Source organism: Streptomyces sp. NPDC034037, from assembly GCF_055575715.1.
On the sequence record NZ_JBVISC010000009.1, the window covers coordinates 24,105 to 40,326 of the forward strand.

14 protein-coding genes and 1 pseudogene are annotated in these 16,222 nt (G+C 71.2%); 4 read left to right on the forward strand and 11 right to left on the reverse strand.

What is annotated here, in order from left to right; all coding sequences use genetic code 11:
• Positions 1–14: 14 nt before the first annotated feature.
• From hydA to ACZ516_RS28235, 5 genes are all read right to left on the reverse strand, one after another.
• On the reverse strand, positions 15–1,406 hold the full coding sequence (gene hydA, locus ACZ516_RS28215) for a dihydropyrimidinase (RefSeq protein WP_469012211.1): 1,392 nt from the start codon (positions 1,404–1,406) through the stop codon (positions 15–17).
• Positions 1,407–1,619: 213 nt separating this feature from the next.
• Positions 1,620–2,903, reverse strand: a complete 1,284-nt coding sequence (locus ACZ516_RS28220; protein WP_469012212.1) for an aspartate aminotransferase family protein — start codon at positions 2,901–2,903, stop codon at positions 1,620–1,622.
• Complete coding sequence (locus tag ACZ516_RS28225; RefSeq protein WP_361086158.1) at positions 2,900–3,742, reverse strand: nitrilase-related carbon-nitrogen hydrolase; 843 nt, start codon at positions 3,740–3,742, stop codon at positions 2,900–2,902. Before ACZ516_RS28225 ends, ACZ516_RS28220 begins: the two co-directional genes overlap by 4 nt.
• A 195-nt stretch (positions 3,743–3,937) precedes the next feature.
• Positions 3,938–5,158: a hypothetical protein gene (locus ACZ516_RS28230; RefSeq protein WP_361086155.1), complete on the reverse strand. Its 1,221-nt coding sequence runs from the start codon at positions 5,156–5,158 to the stop codon at positions 3,938–3,940.
• Positions 5,159–5,321: 163 nt separating this feature from the next.
• The gene (locus ACZ516_RS28235; protein WP_358590449.1) at positions 5,322–5,573 is read right to left on the reverse strand and encodes a helix-turn-helix domain-containing protein; all 252 of its coding nucleotides are present in this window, start codon (positions 5,571–5,573) and stop codon (positions 5,322–5,324) included.
• A 46-nt stretch (positions 5,574–5,619) separates the two neighbouring features.
• Between ACZ516_RS28235 and map the strand changes: the two genes are divergently transcribed.
• The gene (gene map / locus ACZ516_RS28240) at positions 5,620–6,387 is read left to right on the forward strand and encodes a type I methionyl aminopeptidase (protein ID WP_361086151.1); all 768 of its coding nucleotides are present in this window, start codon (positions 5,620–5,622) and stop codon (positions 6,385–6,387) included.
• A 215-nt stretch (positions 6,388–6,602) separates the two neighbouring features.
• Here the strand turns inward: map and ggt are convergent, their stop codons facing one another.
• Positions 6,603–8,417, reverse strand: a complete 1,815-nt coding sequence (gene ggt, locus ACZ516_RS28245; RefSeq protein ID WP_469012217.1) for a gamma-glutamyltransferase — start codon at positions 8,415–8,417, stop codon at positions 6,603–6,605.
• A 281-nt stretch (positions 8,418–8,698) separates the two neighbouring features.
• Between ggt and ACZ516_RS28250 the strand changes: the two are divergent.
• The 3 genes and pseudogenes from ACZ516_RS28250 (at position 8,699) to ACZ516_RS28260 (ending at position 12,289) form a co-directional block, all read left to right on the forward strand.
• Positions 8,699–9,251: pseudogene (locus tag ACZ516_RS28250) on the forward strand (hypothetical protein).
• Positions 9,252–9,386: 135 nt separating this feature from the next.
• Positions 9,387–10,580 (forward strand): L,D-transpeptidase, encoded by a 1,194-nt coding sequence (locus ACZ516_RS28255; RefSeq protein ID WP_469012219.1) that lies wholly within the window; start codon positions 9,387–9,389, stop codon positions 10,578–10,580.
• Positions 10,581–10,693: 113 nt separating this feature from the next.
• The gene (locus ACZ516_RS28260; RefSeq protein ID WP_361086142.1) at positions 10,694–12,289 is read left to right on the forward strand and encodes a CocE/NonD family hydrolase; all 1,596 of its coding nucleotides are present in this window, start codon (positions 10,694–10,696) and stop codon (positions 12,287–12,289) included.
• 32 nt (positions 12,290–12,321) lie between these two features.
• On the opposite strand, the gene ACZ516_RS28265 is transcribed toward ACZ516_RS28260, so the two are convergent.
• The 5 genes from ACZ516_RS28265 to ACZ516_RS28285 all read right to left on the reverse strand — a co-directional run bounded on the left by ACZ516_RS28265 (position 12,322) and on the right by ACZ516_RS28285 (position 16,078).
• The gene (locus ACZ516_RS28265) at positions 12,322–13,191 is read right to left on the reverse strand and encodes an amino acid ABC transporter permease (RefSeq protein WP_469012222.1); all 870 of its coding nucleotides are present in this window, start codon (positions 13,189–13,191) and stop codon (positions 12,322–12,324) included.
• Positions 13,188–13,832 carry an amino acid ABC transporter permease gene (locus ACZ516_RS28270; RefSeq protein WP_358589809.1) on the reverse strand — a complete coding sequence of 215 codons (645 nt, stop codon included), beginning with the start codon at positions 13,830–13,832 and terminating at the stop codon, positions 13,188–13,190. Before ACZ516_RS28270 ends, ACZ516_RS28265 begins: the two co-directional genes overlap by 4 nt.
• Before the next feature lie 9 nt (positions 13,833–13,841).
• Positions 13,842–14,747 carry a glutamate ABC transporter substrate-binding protein gene (locus ACZ516_RS28275; RefSeq protein ID WP_469012225.1) on the reverse strand — a complete coding sequence of 302 codons (906 nt, stop codon included), beginning with the start codon at positions 14,745–14,747 and terminating at the stop codon, positions 13,842–13,844.
• A gap of 29 nt (positions 14,748–14,776) precedes the next feature.
• Positions 14,777–15,520 (reverse strand): amino acid ABC transporter ATP-binding protein, encoded by a 744-nt coding sequence (locus ACZ516_RS28280; RefSeq protein WP_358589813.1) that lies wholly within the window; start codon positions 15,518–15,520, stop codon positions 14,777–14,779.
• 114 nt (positions 15,521–15,634) lie between these two features.
• On the reverse strand, positions 15,635–16,078 hold the full coding sequence (locus tag ACZ516_RS28285) for a DUF6278 family protein (protein ID WP_358589815.1): 444 nt from the start codon (positions 16,076–16,078) through the stop codon (positions 15,635–15,637).
• Positions 16,079–16,222 lie beyond the last annotated feature (144 nt).

Genomic DNA, 16,222 nt, shown 5'->3' on the forward strand with positions numbered 1-16,222 from the left:
TCAGCCCCTGCCAATCAGCCCACGTACTGACAGGTGGAGCGCGGCGTGTACACGCCGTGCCCGGCCCGTCCGGTGTAGGTGCGGCGGTCGATGACGACCTCGCCGCGCGAGAGGACCGTCTCCACCTGCCCCATGACCCGCCTGCCCTCGTACGCCGAGTAGTCCACGTTCATGTGATGGGTCTCGGCGGAGATGACCTGTTCGGCATGCGGGTCGTAGATCACGATGTCGGCGTCGGAGCCCGGGGCGATGGTGCCCTTCTTGGGGTGGAGGCCGAACATCCGGGCCGGGGCGGCGCAGGCGATCTCCATCCACCGGCGGCGGTCGATGTGCCCGTCGACGACGGCCTGGTGCAGCAGGTCCATGCGGTTCTCCACCCCCGGCAGACCGTTGGGGATCTTGGAGAAGTCGCCTCGTCCCAGCTCTTTCTGGCCGGTGAAGCAGAAGGGGCAGTGGTCGGTGGAGACCACCTGGAGGTCGTTGGTGCGCAGGCCCCGCCACAGGGCCGCCTGGTGCTCGCGCGGCCTCAGCGGCGTGCTGCACACGTACTTGGCGCCCTCGAAGCCGGGCTCGGCGAGGTTGTCGGTGGACAGGAAGAGGTACTGGGGGCAGGTCTCGCCGAAGACGTCCAGGCCCTTGTCGCGGGCGGCGGCGATCTCGGCGACGGCCTCCTCGGCGGAGACGTGGACGACGTACAGCGGGGCCCCGGCGACCCGGGCGAGCTGGATCGCGCGGTGCGTGGCCTCCGCCTCGAGCAGCACCTTGCGCACCTCGCCGTGGTGGCGGGGGTCTCGCTCGCCGCGGGCCAGCGCCTGCTCGACCAGGACGTCGATGGCGATGCCGTTCTCGGCGTGCATCATGATCAGCCCGCCGTTCACCGACGCCCGCTGCATGGCCCGCAGGATCTGGCCGTCGTCCGAGTAGAAGACCCCCGGATACGCCATGAACAGCTTGAACGAGGTGACGCCTTCCTCCACGAGGCGGTCCATCTCCTTGAGCGACCGCTCGTCGACGTCGGAGAGGATCATGTGGAAGGCGTAGTCGATGGCGCACTTGCCGTCGGCCTTGGCGAACCAGGCGTCGAGCCCCTCGCGCGGGCTGCGCCCCACGCTCTGGACGGCGAAGTCGACGATGGTGGTGGTGCCGCCCCAGGCGGCCGCCCTCGTGCCCGTCTCGAACGAGTCCGACGCGAACGTTCCGCCGAAGGGCAGCTCCATGTGCGTGTGCGCGTCGACACCGCCCGGGATCACGTACTTCTGCGCGGCGTCGATGACCCGGTCGGCGGTCCACCGCTGACTTCCCGGCAGCGCCATGGCCACCACCCGGCCGTGCTCGACCAGCACGTCCGCGTGCACTTCCTCGCCGGCGGTGATCACCAGGCCGCCGGTGATGAGAGTCCGAGTCATGGGCGAGCAGTCCCTTCACGTCGTGTCCGACGAAGAGCACGGTCGGCCGGCGGGCTCCGGCGGCCGGGCGGCGAGATGAACTAGGGCGTGTTTCGAAAGTAGCGTCGTCCGCCCGCAGGGCGGGCCTGGCGGCGTCTGGTGCGTGCGATCCCGACAACGCGGCGAGCGTGCGTGCCAGGCGTCGCCAGGCAGACGGGACTTTCGAAACATGCCCTAGGCGCTGTGCAGGGCTTGTTCGAGGAGCGCGGCGCCCTCTTCCGCCTCCGCGACGGTCAGCGACAGGGGTGGGGCGACGCGCAGCACGCTGGTGTTGTGGCCGCCTCCCTTGCCGATGAGCAGACCGCCCTCGCGGGCCGCCTCGAGGACGGCGGCGGCCGCCCGCTGGTTGGGCCGGTCGGTGCCGGGCTCGACCAGTTCGATGCCGATCATCAGGCCGCGCCCGCGCACCTCGCGTACGACGGGCAGCTGGGCGCAGATCGCCCGTACCCGCTCGATCAGCAGGCCGCCGACGCGTCGCGCGTTGCCCTGGAGGTCGTGCTCCAGGAGGTACGTGAGGTTGGCGAGGCCCGCCGCCATGGTGACCGGGGAGCCGCCGAACGTCGAGATGGAGTTGGCGTCCAGACAGTTCATGACCTCGGCCCGGGCGACGACACCGCCGATCGACATGCCGTTGCCGATGCCCTTGGCGAAGGTCAGCATGTCCGGCGGGCCGCTTGCCGCGTGGGCCTGCCAGCCCCAGAAGTGCTCGCCCGTGCGGCCCCAGCCGGTCTGCACCTCGTCGGAGATCCACAGGACGCCGTGCTCGGCCAGGACCTCGCGGAACGCCGCGTACAGCCCGTCGGGGGGCGAGGTGAAACCGCCCACGCCCTGGATCGGCTCGGCGATCAGCGCCGCCGCTCCCCCGCGCGCCTGCCCGAGCATGTCCCGCAGGTCGGCGACGCAGGCCGCGGTGAACTCGGCGTCACGCAGACCGGCGTAGGGCCCCCGGCTGCGGACGCCCCCGTGCACGTACAGCGTCTGGAGCGGCGAGAGGCTGGTCGGGGACCACGACTGGTTGCCGGTGATGCCGACGGACGTGAACGAGCGCCCGTGGTAGCTGTTGCGCATCGCCAGGATCTGGTTGGAGCGGCGGTGGGCGGTGGCGAGCAGCAGGGCCGCGTCGTTGGCCTCGGTGCCGGAGGTCGTGAAGAAGACGCGGGCGTCGGGGATGCCGGACAGCGCCGCGATGCGCTCGGCGAGTTCGACCATCGGCCGGTTCAGGTAGAGCGTCGAGGAGTGGATGAGCCGGCTCGCCTGCTCGCTCACCGCCTTGGTGACCTCGGGCAGGGCGTGCGCGGTCATGGTGGTGAGGATGCCGCCGAAGAAGTCGAGGTACTTCCTGCCGTCGGCGCCCCAGACGTGGCGGCCCTCGCCGTGGGTCAGTTCGAGGGGCCGCTGGTAGTAGAGCGCGAGCCACTCGGGCAGCACCGCCCGGTGGCGGTCGTACAGTTCACTCACGGCCGTACCAGCCCTTCATAGGCGTCGGGGCGTCGGTCCCGGTAGAACGCCCACTGTTGGCGCACCTCTTCGATGAGCCCGAGGTCGAGGTCCCTGATCAGGAGTTCCTCCGCCTTGTCGCTCGCGGGTTCCCCGACGAACCGGCCGCGCGGGTCGACGAAGTAGGAGGTTCCGTAGAAGTCGTTGTCGCCGTACTCCTCCTGGCCCACGCGGTTGATGGCGGCGACGAAGTACTCGTTGGCGACGGCCGCCGCGGGCTGCTCCAGCTGCCACAGGTGCGCGGAGAGACCGCGGTGGGTGGCGGAGGGGTTGTAGACGATCTGCGCGCCGTTCAGGCCGAGTTGGCGCCAACCCTCGGGGAAGTGGCGGTCGTAGCAGATGTAGACGCCGACCTTGCCGACGGCGGTGTCGAAGACGGGCCAGCCGAGGTTGCCCGGCTTGAAGTAGTACTTCTCCCAGAACCCCTTGACCTGGGGGATGTGGTGCTTGCGGTACTTGCCGAGGTAGTCGCCGTCGGCGTCGATCACGGCGGCGGTGTTGTAGTAGAACCCGGACTGCTCGACCTCGAAGACCGGGACGACGATCACCATGCCGGTCTCACGGGCGAGCGCCTTCATGCGGGTGACGGTGGGGCCGTCCGGCACGGGCTCGGCCCAGCGGTAGTGCTCGGGCTCCTGGACCTGGCAGAAGTAGGGGGCGTTGAAGACCTCTTGGAACCCGATGACCCGCGCGCCCCGGCGGGCCGCCTCGCGGGCGTGCTCCTCATGTTTGGCGATCATGGATTCGGTGTCGCCCGTCCAGGTCGCCTGGACTAGTGCGGCGCGTACGACGCTGGCCATGAGCTGCTCCTTCACTGCCCCGGGAGGACGTGTCCTCCCGGCCTTGAGAAGATGTCAGAGAGCTTCTACGCCCGTAGACTCGCTACGTGGGTCAGGAGAACGTATGCCCGTGGTGACGGGCTGAGCAAGACCATCGTCACCGACCGGCGGAGTCGATCACGTTTCGTACCCATGCGGACGAGACGGGCGCGGACGTCAGGCGGTGAACCCCGCCACGCGCAGGGCGTGCAGGAGGTCCCAGTGGTGCGCCTCGGAGACCGCGCGGGCCGTCTCCAGGAGCAGCGGCACGAGGCGCTCGGGGTCGGTGAGCGCGCAGCGGGCCGCGTCCTCGGGGGTGCGGACGCGGACGTAGGAGTCGAGGAGCGCGCGGGCCTCGCGCTCACGGCCCGCGTCGATCAGCGCGAGGAGCGCCTCGGCTATCTCGGGGGCGGGACGGGTCACGCCCTGGCGCAGCAGCGTGCGGCAGTCGTCGGCGCGGCCCGCGCCGGCGAGCGCGTCCGCGAGGGCGACCAGCCGGTCGGGCGGGAGCGAGGCTGCCTCCCACAGGAGGGTCGCCCAGTCGGCGGCGAGGCCTGCGCGGTCCAGTTCCTCGGCGAGTGGGGGCAGGTCGGCCGCGGGCCAGGCCGCCGCCTCCGCGAGGACGGCGTGCGCCTCGCCGGTGCGGCCCTCGTGGCGCAGGCGCAGGAGGGTCTGGGCGATCCCCTCCTCACCCGGGGGGAGGTCGGTGGCCTGCGCGTCGTCCGAGGGAACCTGGGCAGCTGCCCAGTCGTGCCCCGAGGCCGGGCCGGGGGACCCCTGGTGGGCCCGCGCGGCGGCGTCCTCCGGGCGAAGGCCGGGGCGCAGTCCGTGGAGGTGCGAGGCGCGGTCCTCGCCCGAGGAGAGGCCGGGGGCGTGCCACGCGGAGCGTTCCGCCGCGTCCAGGCGGGCCAGCCGCTCCTGGAGTTCCACGCAGCGGGCGGTCGCCCGTTCGTGGTCGTCCCGCACCCACGCCAGGTCGAGGTTGACGCGGTCGGCCTCTTCGGGGCCGGTGGCCTCGGCAAGTTGCCGGCTCAGGTCCGCCTGGCGTTCCAGGGCGAGCCGCTGCTCCCCGAGCATCGCGTCGAGCCGGGCGCGGAGCAGGTCGCGGGCGCCGGGCCGGGTGTCGTACGCGGTGAGCGACGCGCGGTGCAGGACGCGGGCCCGGTCGGTCTCCCGCTGGTCCTCGGGGGTGCCCCGGTCCGCCGCGAGGTCGTGGAGCAGCGCCTGCACCACGTCCCAGGGCGGCACTTCCGTGCCCTCCAGGCAGGCCCGCATGCCGTCCGGGTCCCGGTGCCAGAACACGCCGCACCAGCCGGTGGACTGGTCGAGCCGCCCCACCAGCTCCCGCAAGTACCTCGCGAACTCCCCCACCTGGTCCGGGAGTTGTCCCACTGTCATCAGTTCAGCACCGCCCCGTGGAGACCTGGAGTCTTCCGGTCCGGAAGATAACACCTGCCGTGTCACGGGACGGCTACACGCAGTTTTCCATGATAGTTCTCACGCCCCTCGGGGCCCAGAGGGCCTACGGGGACCACCGGGAGCGAGGCGCGCCGGGGAGTCGTCACGCCGGCGCCGGCTCGCACCGTACGACCAGCTCGTCCAGCGAGAGCCCCAGCACGGTGGCCAGCGCCGCCACGGTGAACAGCGCCGGCGTCGGCGCCCGTCCCGTCTCGATCTTCCGCAGGGTCTCCGCGGAGAGTCCCGCCTCCGCGGCCACGGAGACCATGCTTCGCGCGCCCCGCGCGTCCCGCAGCAGCCGTCCGAGCCGCTCGCCGCGCTCGCGCTCTTCGGGGGTCAAGGGTGTCCGCACCATGCGGCCATCGTACGGCCCCCATTTAAATACCGGTATAGTAATGGGCATGGTGGAACTCAAGACGGAACAATCGATCGACGCGATGCGTGAGGCGGGCCGCGTCGTGGCACAGGCCCTGACGGCGGTCCGGGAGGCCGCCGCGGTCGGCGTGTCCCTGCTCGACCTCGACGCGACCGCGCACGCCGTGCTCCGCGAGGCCGGCGCCTCCTCGCCCTTCCTCGGCTACCGCCCGGACTTCGCGCCGGTCCCCTTCCCCGCCGTCCTGTGCACCTCGGTGAACGACGCGATCGTGCACGGCGTCCCGACGGCGTACCGGCTGCGCGACGGCGACCTGGTCTCCGCCGACTTCGGTGCGCAGCTCGGCGGCTGGGCCGGCGACTCGGCGATCAGCTTCACGGTGGGGACCCCGCGCCCGGAGGACCTGCGCCTCATCGACACGGCGGAGCGCGCTCTGGCGGCGGGCATCGCCGCGGCGGTGGTCGGCAACCGCATCGGTGACATCGCGCACGCCATCGGCACCGTCTGCCGCGCGGCGGGGTACGGCATCCCCGAAGGGTTCGGCGGGCACGGCATCGGGCGGCGCATGCACGAGGACCCGGGCGTGCCGAACGAGGGCCGCCCCGGCCGCGGCATGCCACTGCGGCCCGGCATGGCGCTGGCCATCGAGCCGATGGTGATCGCGGGCGGCGGCGACGACTACCACCCGGCGCCGGACGGCTGGACGCTGCGCACGAACGACGGCAGCCGCGCGGCCCACGCCGAACACACCGTCGCGATCACCGAGACCGGCCCAAGGATCCTCACGGCCCTGTGACCCCGGGGCGTACGCCGAGGGCCGCGCGCCGGGCGCCGGGCGCCGAGGGCTCAGGGCCCTACCGCCGAGGGCTGTACGCCGAGGGCCGCGCGTCGGGGCCCGGCGCCGGAGGCCGTGCGCCCAGGGCCCCGCGCCGGGGCCCGAGGGCCGTGCGCCGGGGCCCGAGGGCCCTGCTACCGAGGGCCCTGACCGTGCGAGGCCCCCGCGCGCGGCGGTCACTCGGAGGGGTGGACCACCATCGCCGAGCCGCCGCCCCTGCGCTCCTTCTCTGCCGCCGCCAGCCACTTCCCGCCGGGCAGCCGCTGCACGCCCGTCGCCGCCCCGATCTCGGGGTTGCGCTTGAAGGAGTGGCCGAGCGCCTCCAGGGAGGTGCGCAGCCCGCTGTCCCACAGGCCCGGTTCCAGCTCGGTCTGCGCGGCGTTGCGCTGGCTCGCGCGCGGCGCGGCGATCGCCTCGACCAGGGGCAGGCCCCGGTCCACGAAGCCGGTCAGGGTCTGCAACACGGTCGTGATGATCGTCGCGCCGCCCGGCGAGCCGAGCGCCACCACCGGCCGGCCGTTCTTCAGCACGATGGTCGGCGCGATCGAGGAGCGCGGGCGCTTGCCCGGGCCCGGCAGGTTCGGGTCGTGCACCGCCGGGTCGGCGGGCGCGAAGGAGAAGTCCGTCAGTTCGTTGTTGAGCAGGAAGCCGCGCCCCGGCACCGTGATGCCGCTGCCGCCCGTCGACTCGATGGTGAGGGTGTAGGCGACGACGTCGCCCCACTTGTCGGCCACCGTGAGGTGCGTGGTGTTCTCGCCCTCGTACGTCGTGGGGGCCGCCTTGTCCGCCGTCGCGCACGCGCGGGGCCGGCGCGGGTCGCCGGGCGCCAGCGGGCTCTTGAGCACCGCGTCGTCCTTGATGAGGCACTCACGGCTGTCGGCGAACCGCTGCGAGAGGAGTTCCTTCGCCGGTACGTCCTCGAAGGCGGGGTCGCCGACCCAGCGGCCCCGGTCGGCGAACGCGACGCGGCTGGCCTCGATGTATCGGTGCAGGTACTTCTTCTTGGAGGCCTTCGACAGGTCGGTGCGCTCCAGGATGTTCAGCGCCTCACCGACGGTCGTGCCCCCGGAGGACGAGGGCGCCATGGAGTAGACGTCCAGCCCGCGGTAGGTGGTCCTGGTGGGCTTCTGCCGCTTCACGCCGTACGAGGCGAGGTCCCGAAGGGAGAGGTCGCCGGGGCGCACGACGCGGCCGGACGCCGGGTCCACGGGCGGCTTGTTGACGGTGCGCACGAAGTCCTTGGCGAGCTCGCCGTGGTACAGGGCGCCCACGCCCTTGCGGCCCAACTCCGCGTACGTACGGGCCAGGTCGGGGTTCTTGAACGTGGAGCCGACCACCGGGAGCTTGCCGCCGGGCAGGAACAGCTTCGCCGAGGCGGGAAAATCCCTGAACCGCTTCTCGTTCGCCTCGGTCTGCGCACGGAAGGTCGCGTCGACCTCGAAGCCGTCGCGCGCGAGGCGCTCGGCGGGCTTCAGGAGCGTGCCGAGCTTCTCGGTGCCCCAGGCGTCCAGCGCCGACTGCCAGGTGGCGGGGGTGCCCGGCGTACCGACGCCGAGGCCGCTGGTGACCGCGTCCGCGAAGGGGATCGGCCTGCCGTTCTCCAGGAACAGCCCGGAGTCGGCGGTACGCGGGGCCGTCTCGCGGCCGTCGATGGTGCTCACCTTGCGGGTCCCGGCGTCGTAGTGGACGAAGTACCCACCACCGCCGACCCCCGCCGAGTACGGCTCGGTGACGCCGAGCGCGGCGGCGGTGGCGACGGCCGCGTCCACGGCGTTGCCGCCCTTGCGCAGGACCTCGATGCCGGCGGCCGAGGCGTCCGGGTCGACACTGGCGACCGCGCCCCCGTACCCGACGGCGACGGGCGCCTTCTTCGGGGCCGCCGGGGTGTGTTCCGCCGAACGCGCGGGCGAAGGGGGCGTGGCGGCACCGACCGACACCAATACCCCTCCGACCGCCAATAGCGTCAGATGACGTGCGACAGCGCGACGCATTCGTACCTCCAGTCAACAGCCGTCCGCGCAGCGTAACTTCGCGCGAGCCCTTCCGTCAGGACCGCCTCGAACACTGCTCCGAAAGGGCGCTAGGGCGTGTTTCGAAAGTAGCGTCGTCCGCCCGCAGGGCGGGCCTGGCGGCGTCTGGTGCGTGCGATCGCAAGGCGGAGGGTCGCCCCGATACTGGTGGTATCGGGGCGATCCCGACAACGCCGCGAGCGTGCGTGCCAGACGCCGCCAGGCAGACGGGACTTTCGAAACATGCCCTAGCATGCGCCCCCATGACTGAAGGGGTGCGCGATATCGTCCTCGGCTGGCTCGCGCGCGGCCGGCTGCGCGGGCGCGGGCTCCGCCGCGAGCAGGCCTTCTTCGGGCTGCCGGACAACGCCGAGTCGCTGCTCGTGGTCAACCGCGACCCGCCGGATGGCGGCCCACCTGCACTCGCTGCTGCCGGGCGTACGGGTGAACACCGAGCCGGAGCCGGTCCCCGATCGGGGAGCGTTCCAGATCGGCGCCGAGCGCTACCGCCTGGAGGCCGGCCTGACGGAGTACGTCATCCTCGCGCGGCTCACCGCCGACCAGGACGGGGACGCGCGGCCCGTCTTCCTCCTGTGCGGTCGGCGCGCGGTCACGAGCCAGGCGGCCGCCCGCTACCTGGCCCGCCACCACGAGAAGCTGGCGCGCAAGCACGGCGGCCGCTCCTTCGTGCTGCTCCTGAAGGTCGTCAACTCCCAGGCGTACGGACCGGACGTCGTCGAGCTGGTCGGGGACGTGACGCACGCCGCCCGGGCCCCGCTGCCCGCCCCGGTCCGCGCCTCCCATCGCGGCACGTGACACCATCCGCACGGACCGTCGATCCCGCAAAGGCCCCATCTGTGACCTGGCAGTCAATTTCCGGACATGGGGCAACCCGTCCCCGCTCCGCGGCCTCTTCCCGTGCGGTCCACATTCGCATGGAGGTACGTTTCCTTGTCCCCGCAGAGCTCTTCGAGCCGCCGACGCCCCCTTCGCACCCGCCACGCGGCTGCCGCGGGCCTCGCGGTCCTCACCGCCGCCCTGACCGCCTGCTCGGGCGGCGGCGGCTCGTCCGGCGCCGGTGCGGCCGACGAGAAACCGCGGATCTCGGTGAACCTCACGGGGCGGCAGGCCGAGGCGGGCGGCCCGGTGATCGTCAAGCTGGCCGAGGGCAGGCTGAAGCAGGTGACCGTCACCGACGCCAAGGGCGGGAAGCTGCCCGGCGAGGTCGCGGCGAACGGCACCACGTGGACGTCGCGACGCGTGGCGGCGCCCGGTACCGCGTACCGGGTCGAGGCGGTCGGTGACGGGGGCGGCAGCGCGAAGGCGTCCTTCGGGACGGCCCCGCCCGACAAGGTCAACAAGGTGACGCTCGCCCCGAGCAAGGGCACCACCGTCGGCATCGCCCAGCCCCTGTCGATCACCTTCGACCACCCGGTGCGCAACAAGGCCGAGGTCGAGAAGCGGCTCAAGGTGACGACCTCGAACGGCACCACCGGCTCCTGGGGCTGGATCAAGAACTACGACGGCAAGGACCGCGTCGACTGGCGGCCCAAGGAGTACTGGAAGTCGGGCACGCAGGTGAAGCTGGACGCCCGGCTCAGCGGCGTCGACTCCGGTGGCGACGACTGGTTCGTCCGCGACTACGCCACCCGCTTCACCGTCGGCGGGAGCCAGGTGGTGAAGGTGAACCTGGACAGCAAGACCGCGACGCTGGTGCGGGACGGCCGGACGGTCAGGTCGCTCCCGATGTCGGCGGGCACCCCCGGTGGCGAGAAGGCCTCCTGGGGCGGCACGTCCGTCCTGATGTCGAAGGAGGGCACGATCAACATGCGCTCCGAGACCGTGGGCCTGTCGGGCAGCGACAGCTACGACAAGATGGTCGACTACTCGATGCGGCTGACCTGGTCGGGCATGTACGCGCACGCCGCGCCCTGGAACGTCGCGTACTTCGGCAACACCAACCACAGCTCCGGCTGCGTCGGCATGAGCACCGGCGACGCGGGCTGGCTCTACCGCGAGGTGCGGCCGGGCGACCCCTTCGAGGTCACCGGCAGCGGCTCCAAGGGCATCCCGGACCCGGGCAACGGCTACGGCGAGTGGAACCTCTCCTGGGCCGACTGGCAGGCCAAGAGCGCCCTGAGCTGACGGTACGACCGTCAACAATCGTTACCGGGGCGTAACTTACCCACGGGTTACCCCCGGTAAAGCCCTGCGGTTACCGTCGGGTCACTTTGCACCGTCCGAGTGAGGAGTGACCCGTGGGACTGCCGCACCATGCCTTGCGTACGACCACCGTGGGGGCCGTGTCGGCGGCCCTCGTCGCCGGGACCGCCCTCGGTCTCGCCCCGGCGGCCCAGGCGGCGCCGGCCGCCGCGCCGCGGGCCGCGAGCTCCGCCGACGTGCGCTTCGTCGACATCCCCGGCGAAGGCGGGACGATCCTCAAGGCGAACGTCTTCACGCCGAACGACGCGCGGCCCGGCGGGAGATACCCCGCGATCGTGCTGCCCACCAGCTGGGCCATGCCCCAGATCGAGTACGTCGCCCAGGCCCAGAAACTGGCCGACTCCGGCTATGTCGTGGTCAGTTACAACTCACGCGGCTTCTGGCAGTCCGGCGGCGAGATCGAGACCGCGGGCCCCAAGGACCTCGCCGACGCCTCCAAGGTCATCGACTGGACGCTGGCGAACACCCCGGCCGACCCGTCGAAGGTCGGCATGGCGGGCGTCTCCTACGGCGCGGGCATCAGCCTGCTGGCCGCCGGGCACGACAAGCGGATCAAGGCCGTCGCCGCGCTGAGCGGCTGGGCCGACCTGATCGACTCGATCTACAGCGGGCGCACCCAGCACGCTCAGGCCGCCGCCCTCCTCGGCGGCGCCGGCGCCCTCACCGGCCGGCCGAGCGCCGAACTCCAGCAGACCCTCAAGGACTTCCTCGCCTCCAACCTGGACAAGGAGGACGAGATGATCGCCTGGGGCGCCAAGCGCTCCCCCGTGACCCGCCTGGACCAGATCAACGACAACGGCGCGGCCATCATGCTCGGCAACGCCTGGGGTGACACGCTCTTCCCGCCCAACCAGTACGCCGAGTTCTACGAGCGGCTGACCGGACCCAAGCGCCTGGAGTTCCGGCCCGGTGACCACGCGACGGCCGAGGCGACCGGCCTGCTCGGTCTGCCCAACGACACCTGGACCTCCACCCGGCGCTGGTTCGACCACTACCTCAAGGGCGAGGCCAACGGCATCGACAAGGAGCAGCCCGTCCAGCTCAAGTCCCGTTCCACGGGCGGCTACGAGGGCTATCCGGACTGGAAGGCGGTGGGCCCCACCCGCGCCAAGATCGCCATGGCGGGCTCCACCACGATCCGTACGAACGTCGACTCGGGCGCCAACGGCGGCCTCGCGATCCTGTCCAACGCCCTGGACCAGTTCCTGAAGATCCCGCCGACCGCCTCGGTGCCGCTGCTGCCGCGCCGCTACACGGGCGTGTGGCAGTCGGAGCGGTACTCCGCCACGCAGCGGGTGCGCGGGACGGTGAAGGTGCACACCACGCTCACCGGCACCGAGGAGAGCGGCACCCTCGTCGCGTACCTGTACGACGTGGGCCCGCTCGGCCTCGGCAAGCTGGTCAGCAACGCGCCGTACACCTTCCACGGCAAGACGCCCGGCGAGCCGTTCGGCGTGGACCTGGAGCTGTTCTCCACGGCCTACGACGTGCCGGCGGGCCACCGGCTCGCCCTGGTCGTCGACACGGTCGACCCGCTCTACATCGAGCACAACCCGTCCGGCGCGCAGCTGACCTTCTCCTCACCGGAGGCGGACCCGTCGTACGTGTCCGTCCCCCTGCGCGAGCAGTGATCTCCGGCTGCTGCCGGGTGGGCCTGCCTTCGCTACCGCCCGCCGGGCAGCAGCGTCCCTGGTTCGGCCGGCGCGACTTCCGCGGCCTCCGTCTTGGGATTGCGCCGCTGACGCTTGGACACCCACTGGGCGAGCCACGACAGCAGCATGCACATCCCGATGTAGACAGGTGAGATCACCATGACCACGGGGATGAAGGGCAAATCGTAGTCGAGATTCGACGCGATCAGTTTCCCGGCGTGGAGGAACTCCTCGTAGGTGATCAGAAAGCCGAGCGAGGTGTCCTTGAGGGCCACCACCAACTGGCTGATGATGGCGGGCAGCATGGCGCGCAGGGCCTGGGGCACGAGGACGTGCGTCATGACCTGGGTCTTGCGCATCCCGAGCGCGTACGCGGCCTCCTCCTGGCCGCGCTCCATGGAGTTGACGCCGGAGCGGAAGACCTCGGCGAGGACCGAGCCGTTGTAGAGGGTGAGCCCGGTGACGAGCGCGGGCAGCGGCTGCACCTTCAGCGCCACGAAGACGAAGAAGATCATCACCAGGACGGGCATCGCGCGGAAGAACTCCACGAGGACGGTGGCCGCCCAGCGCACGGGCCGGTGGTCCGAGAGCCGGCCCATGGCGAGCAGCCCGCCGAGCGCGAGCGCGAGCACCGCGGAGATCGCGAACGCCTTGAGCGTGTTGCCGAGCCCCCGCAGGAGCAGCTCCTGGATGCCCTGGTACTCGAAGGGCGTCCACTTGGTGGCGGTGAACTGGTCGGTGTCGAAGAGCAGATACACGAGCCAGCCGACGAGGGCGAGCACGGCCAGGGTGGAGAGCGCCCCGTAGAGCTTGTGGCGCCGTACCGTCTTCGGGCCCGGGAAGTCGTACAGGGCGGTGGAGTCGTGGGCGAGGGCTTTCATCGGGCGACTCCCCAGCGCTTTTCGAGGACATTGAAGATCGCGCTGATGGCGAGGGTGATGATGAGGTAGCCGAGGGCGATCCAGACGAACGTCCAGATGATGTTGTAGCCCAGCTCGTTGAGCGTCTTGTACGTGCCGAGCAGTTCGGTGACGCTGAAGGCGCCCGCGATCGCGGAGTTCTTGGCGAGCGCGATGAGGTTGGAGCCGACCGGTGCGATGACGGCCCGGAAGGCCTGCGGCAGGACCACCGTCGACAGGGTCTGCCCGAAGGACATCCCAAGGCTCCGGGCCGCCTCGCCCTGCCCCTTGGGCACGGTGTTGATGCCCGAGCGCAGCGCCTCGCAGATGAAGGCGGAGGTGTAGCAGCCGAGGGCGAGGACCGCGAACACCTTGAAGGGCAGCACGAGCCCGAAGCGCGGCAGGCCGAGCAGCACGGCGAAGAAGAGCAGGGTGAGCGGCGTGTTGCGCAGGACCGTCACCCAGGCCGTGCCGAAGGCGCGGAAGGAGCCGATGGGCGCGACGCGGAACGAGGCCATCAGGAAGCCGAGCACGAGGGCCAGGAGCGAGGCGTAGACGGTCAGTTCGACGGTGCCGAGGAAGCCGTCGCCGAACGTGGAGAAGTTGTCGGTCAGTACGTCCACGAGGCCTCCTCAGTTCGCCGGGTAGCGGTCGATGGCGGGCGGTTTCGGCGCCGGTACCCCGGAGAGCCCGAGCGTGGCGTCGTAGGCCTTCTTCCAGTCGCCGTTCTTCTCGCCGGCGCCGAGGGCGTCGTCGACGGCGAGGCGCAGCGCGTTGTCGCGCCGGGGTACCCCGATGCCGTACGGCTCCTTCGAGAACGGCTTGCCGACCACCTTGAGTTCGTCGGGCACCTTGGCCGCGTAGCCGATCAGGATGGCGTCGTCGGTGGTGACGGCGTCGACCTGATAGGTCAGCAGGTTGTCGACGCAGACGGAGTAGGTGTCGTAGGCGACGAGGTCGGCCTTCGGGTAGTCCTGCTGGATGCGCTGGTAGGGGGTGGACCCGGCCGCCGAGCAGACGCGTTTGCCGTCGAGGTCGCCCGGCCCGGTGATGTCCTTCTCGTCGTGCCGCACGAGCAGGCCCTGGCCGGCCAGGTAGTACGGGCCGCCGAAGCCGACGAGCTTCTTGCGGTTGTCGTTGATGGTGTACGTGCCGACGTAGAAGTCGATCTGCCCGTTCTGCAGGGCGGTCTCGCGGTTGGCCGAGGCGATGGTCCTGAACTCGATGCGCCGGGGGTCGAGGCCGAGCGACGCGGAGACCATCTTGGCGATCTCGATGTCGAAGCCGGAGTAGGTGCCCGTCGCGGGGTCCTTCTCGCCGAGGTAGGGCTGGTCCTCCTTGGCGCCGACGATGAACCGGCCGCGGCTCTTGGCCTTGCGCCAGGTCGACGACCGGGGCAGTTCGAAGCCGGCCGCCACCCGGTACTCGGGGAGTTTCCCGGCCGCGGGGCCCTTCGTCGGCGGGCTGCCCTCCTTGCCGCAGGCGGCGCAGGCGAGTGCGGCGAGGACGAGTGCGGCCGCGAGCCGGGCCGTGCGCATGGTGTGTCTCTTCACGAGCGTCGCCCCCGTCAGTGCTTGAGGATCTTGGAGAGGAAGTCCCTGGCGCGTTCGCTCTCCGGGTGCGTGAAGAAGTCCTCCGGGGCCCGGTCCTCGACGACGCGGCCGTCGGACATGAAGACGACGCGGTTGGCGGCGGAGCGGGCGAAGCCCATTTCGTGGGTGACGACGACCATGGTCATGCCCTCGCGGGCGAGCTGCTGCATGACTTCCAGGACTTCGTTGATCATCTCGGGGTCGAGGGCCGAGGTCGGCTCGTCGAAGAGCAGCGCCTTGGGGTCCATGGCCAGCGCGCGGGCGATGGCGACGCGCTGCTGCTGGCCGCCGGAGAGCTGCGCGGGGTACTTGTCGGCGTGGGTGGACAGGCCCACGCGCTCAAGGAGTTCCCGGGAGCGGCGGTCCGCCTCGTCCTTCTTGCGGCCCCGCACCTTGGTCTGCGCCAGGGAGACGTTCTGCAGCACGGTCTTGTGGGCGAAGAGGTTGAAGGACTGGAAGACCATGCCGACCTCGGTGCGGAGCCGGGCGAGCGCCTTGCCCTCGTCGGGCAGGGGCCTGCCGTCCAGCCTGATCTCCCCGGACTGGATCGTCTCCAGCCTGTTGATCGTCCGACACAGTGTGGATTTGCCCGACCCCGACGGGCCGATGACCACGACCACCTCCCCCTTGCCGACGGTGAGGTTGATGTCCTGGAGGACATGCAGCTCTCCGTAGTACTTGTTCACATCGCGCAGTTCGATCAACGGATCGACGGCCATGGCGAGACCTGCCCACTCTCAGCTGTGTACGTCCGCGCAAACTATCCACGTGAAAACGGGACCTAATGGACGACACGCACGCATGGGCATTAACCGTATTTGCGGCAGCCGCGGCTACGTCTCGGAGGCCTCGGAGTAGATCTGCGACAGCTCGGGCGCCCCCTGCACCGCCCAGTCGAGCCCCGCCTCGACGACCGGGATGTCCCGCCCGGACCTCAGCCGTACGACGGGGCTGCCGCCGGGCCACACGTGCCAGACGGCGCCCGGCACGGTGCGCACCACGACCGTCCCCAGGTACAGCCCGGCGTCGTTGCCGAGCCAGGGCAGCAGTTCCGGGTCGTCGCGCCAGCGGGGCAGCAGCTGGTCGAGGGCGGTCAGTGAGGCCGGGGAGTCGTCCAGTTCGAGGCCGGCCGCGGCCGCCTGGGACCGCAGCAGCTCGCACTCCGAGAACAGCTCGGCCACGGCGTCCGGGTTCCGCGCGAAGGCCGCCGCGAGCCCGTCGGCCGGGTCCGCCACCACGTGCCGACGGCGCCACTTGGCGAGGAACGGAATGTTCATGATCGGCCTCTCCGTCGAGTGGCGCCACCGGTCGCGCGGCCGGACGCTGCCGCTGTGGTGTCCCAAAGGTAACCGGCATCAGTTGATCACGAAATCCTCCGAATCACCCTTCGGGGGCCGCCGGGTGGACCATCCGCGGGCCCG

Excerpts from the sequence above, each read along its gene's own strand:
- hydA (WP_469012211.1), bottom strand. The coding sequence starts at position 1,406 with ATGACTCGGACTCTCATCACCGGCGGCCTGGTGATCACCGCCGGCGAG.
- ACZ516_RS28225 (WP_361086158.1), bottom strand. The coding sequence starts at position 3,742 with ATGGCCAGCGTCGTACGCGCCGCACTAGTCCAGGCGACCTGGACGGGC.
- ACZ516_RS28230 (WP_361086155.1), bottom strand. The coding sequence starts at position 5,158 with ATGACAGTGGGACAACTCCCGGACCAGGTGGGGGAGTTCGCGAGGTAC.
- ACZ516_RS28235 (WP_358590449.1), bottom strand. The coding sequence starts at position 5,573 with ATGGTGCGGACACCCTTGACCCCCGAAGAGCGCGAGCGCGGCGAGCGG.
- map (WP_361086151.1), top strand. The coding sequence starts at position 5,620 with ATGGTGGAACTCAAGACGGAACAATCGATCGACGCGATGCGTGAGGCG.
- ggt (WP_469012217.1), bottom strand. The coding sequence starts at position 8,417 with ATGCGTCGCGCTGTCGCACGTCATCTGACGCTATTGGCGGTCGGAGGG.
- ACZ516_RS28265 (WP_469012222.1), bottom strand. The coding sequence starts at position 13,191 with ATGAAAGCCCTCGCCCACGACTCCACCGCCCTGTACGACTTCCCGGGC.
- ACZ516_RS28275 (WP_469012225.1), bottom strand. The coding sequence starts at position 14,747 with ATGCGCACGGCCCGGCTCGCGGCCGCACTCGTCCTCGCCGCACTCGCC.
- ACZ516_RS28280 (WP_358589813.1), bottom strand. The coding sequence starts at position 15,520 with ATGGCCGTCGATCCGTTGATCGAACTGCGCGATGTGAACAAGTACTAC.
- ACZ516_RS28285 (WP_358589815.1), bottom strand. The coding sequence starts at position 16,078 with ATGAACATTCCGTTCCTCGCCAAGTGGCGCCGTCGGCACGTGGTGGCG.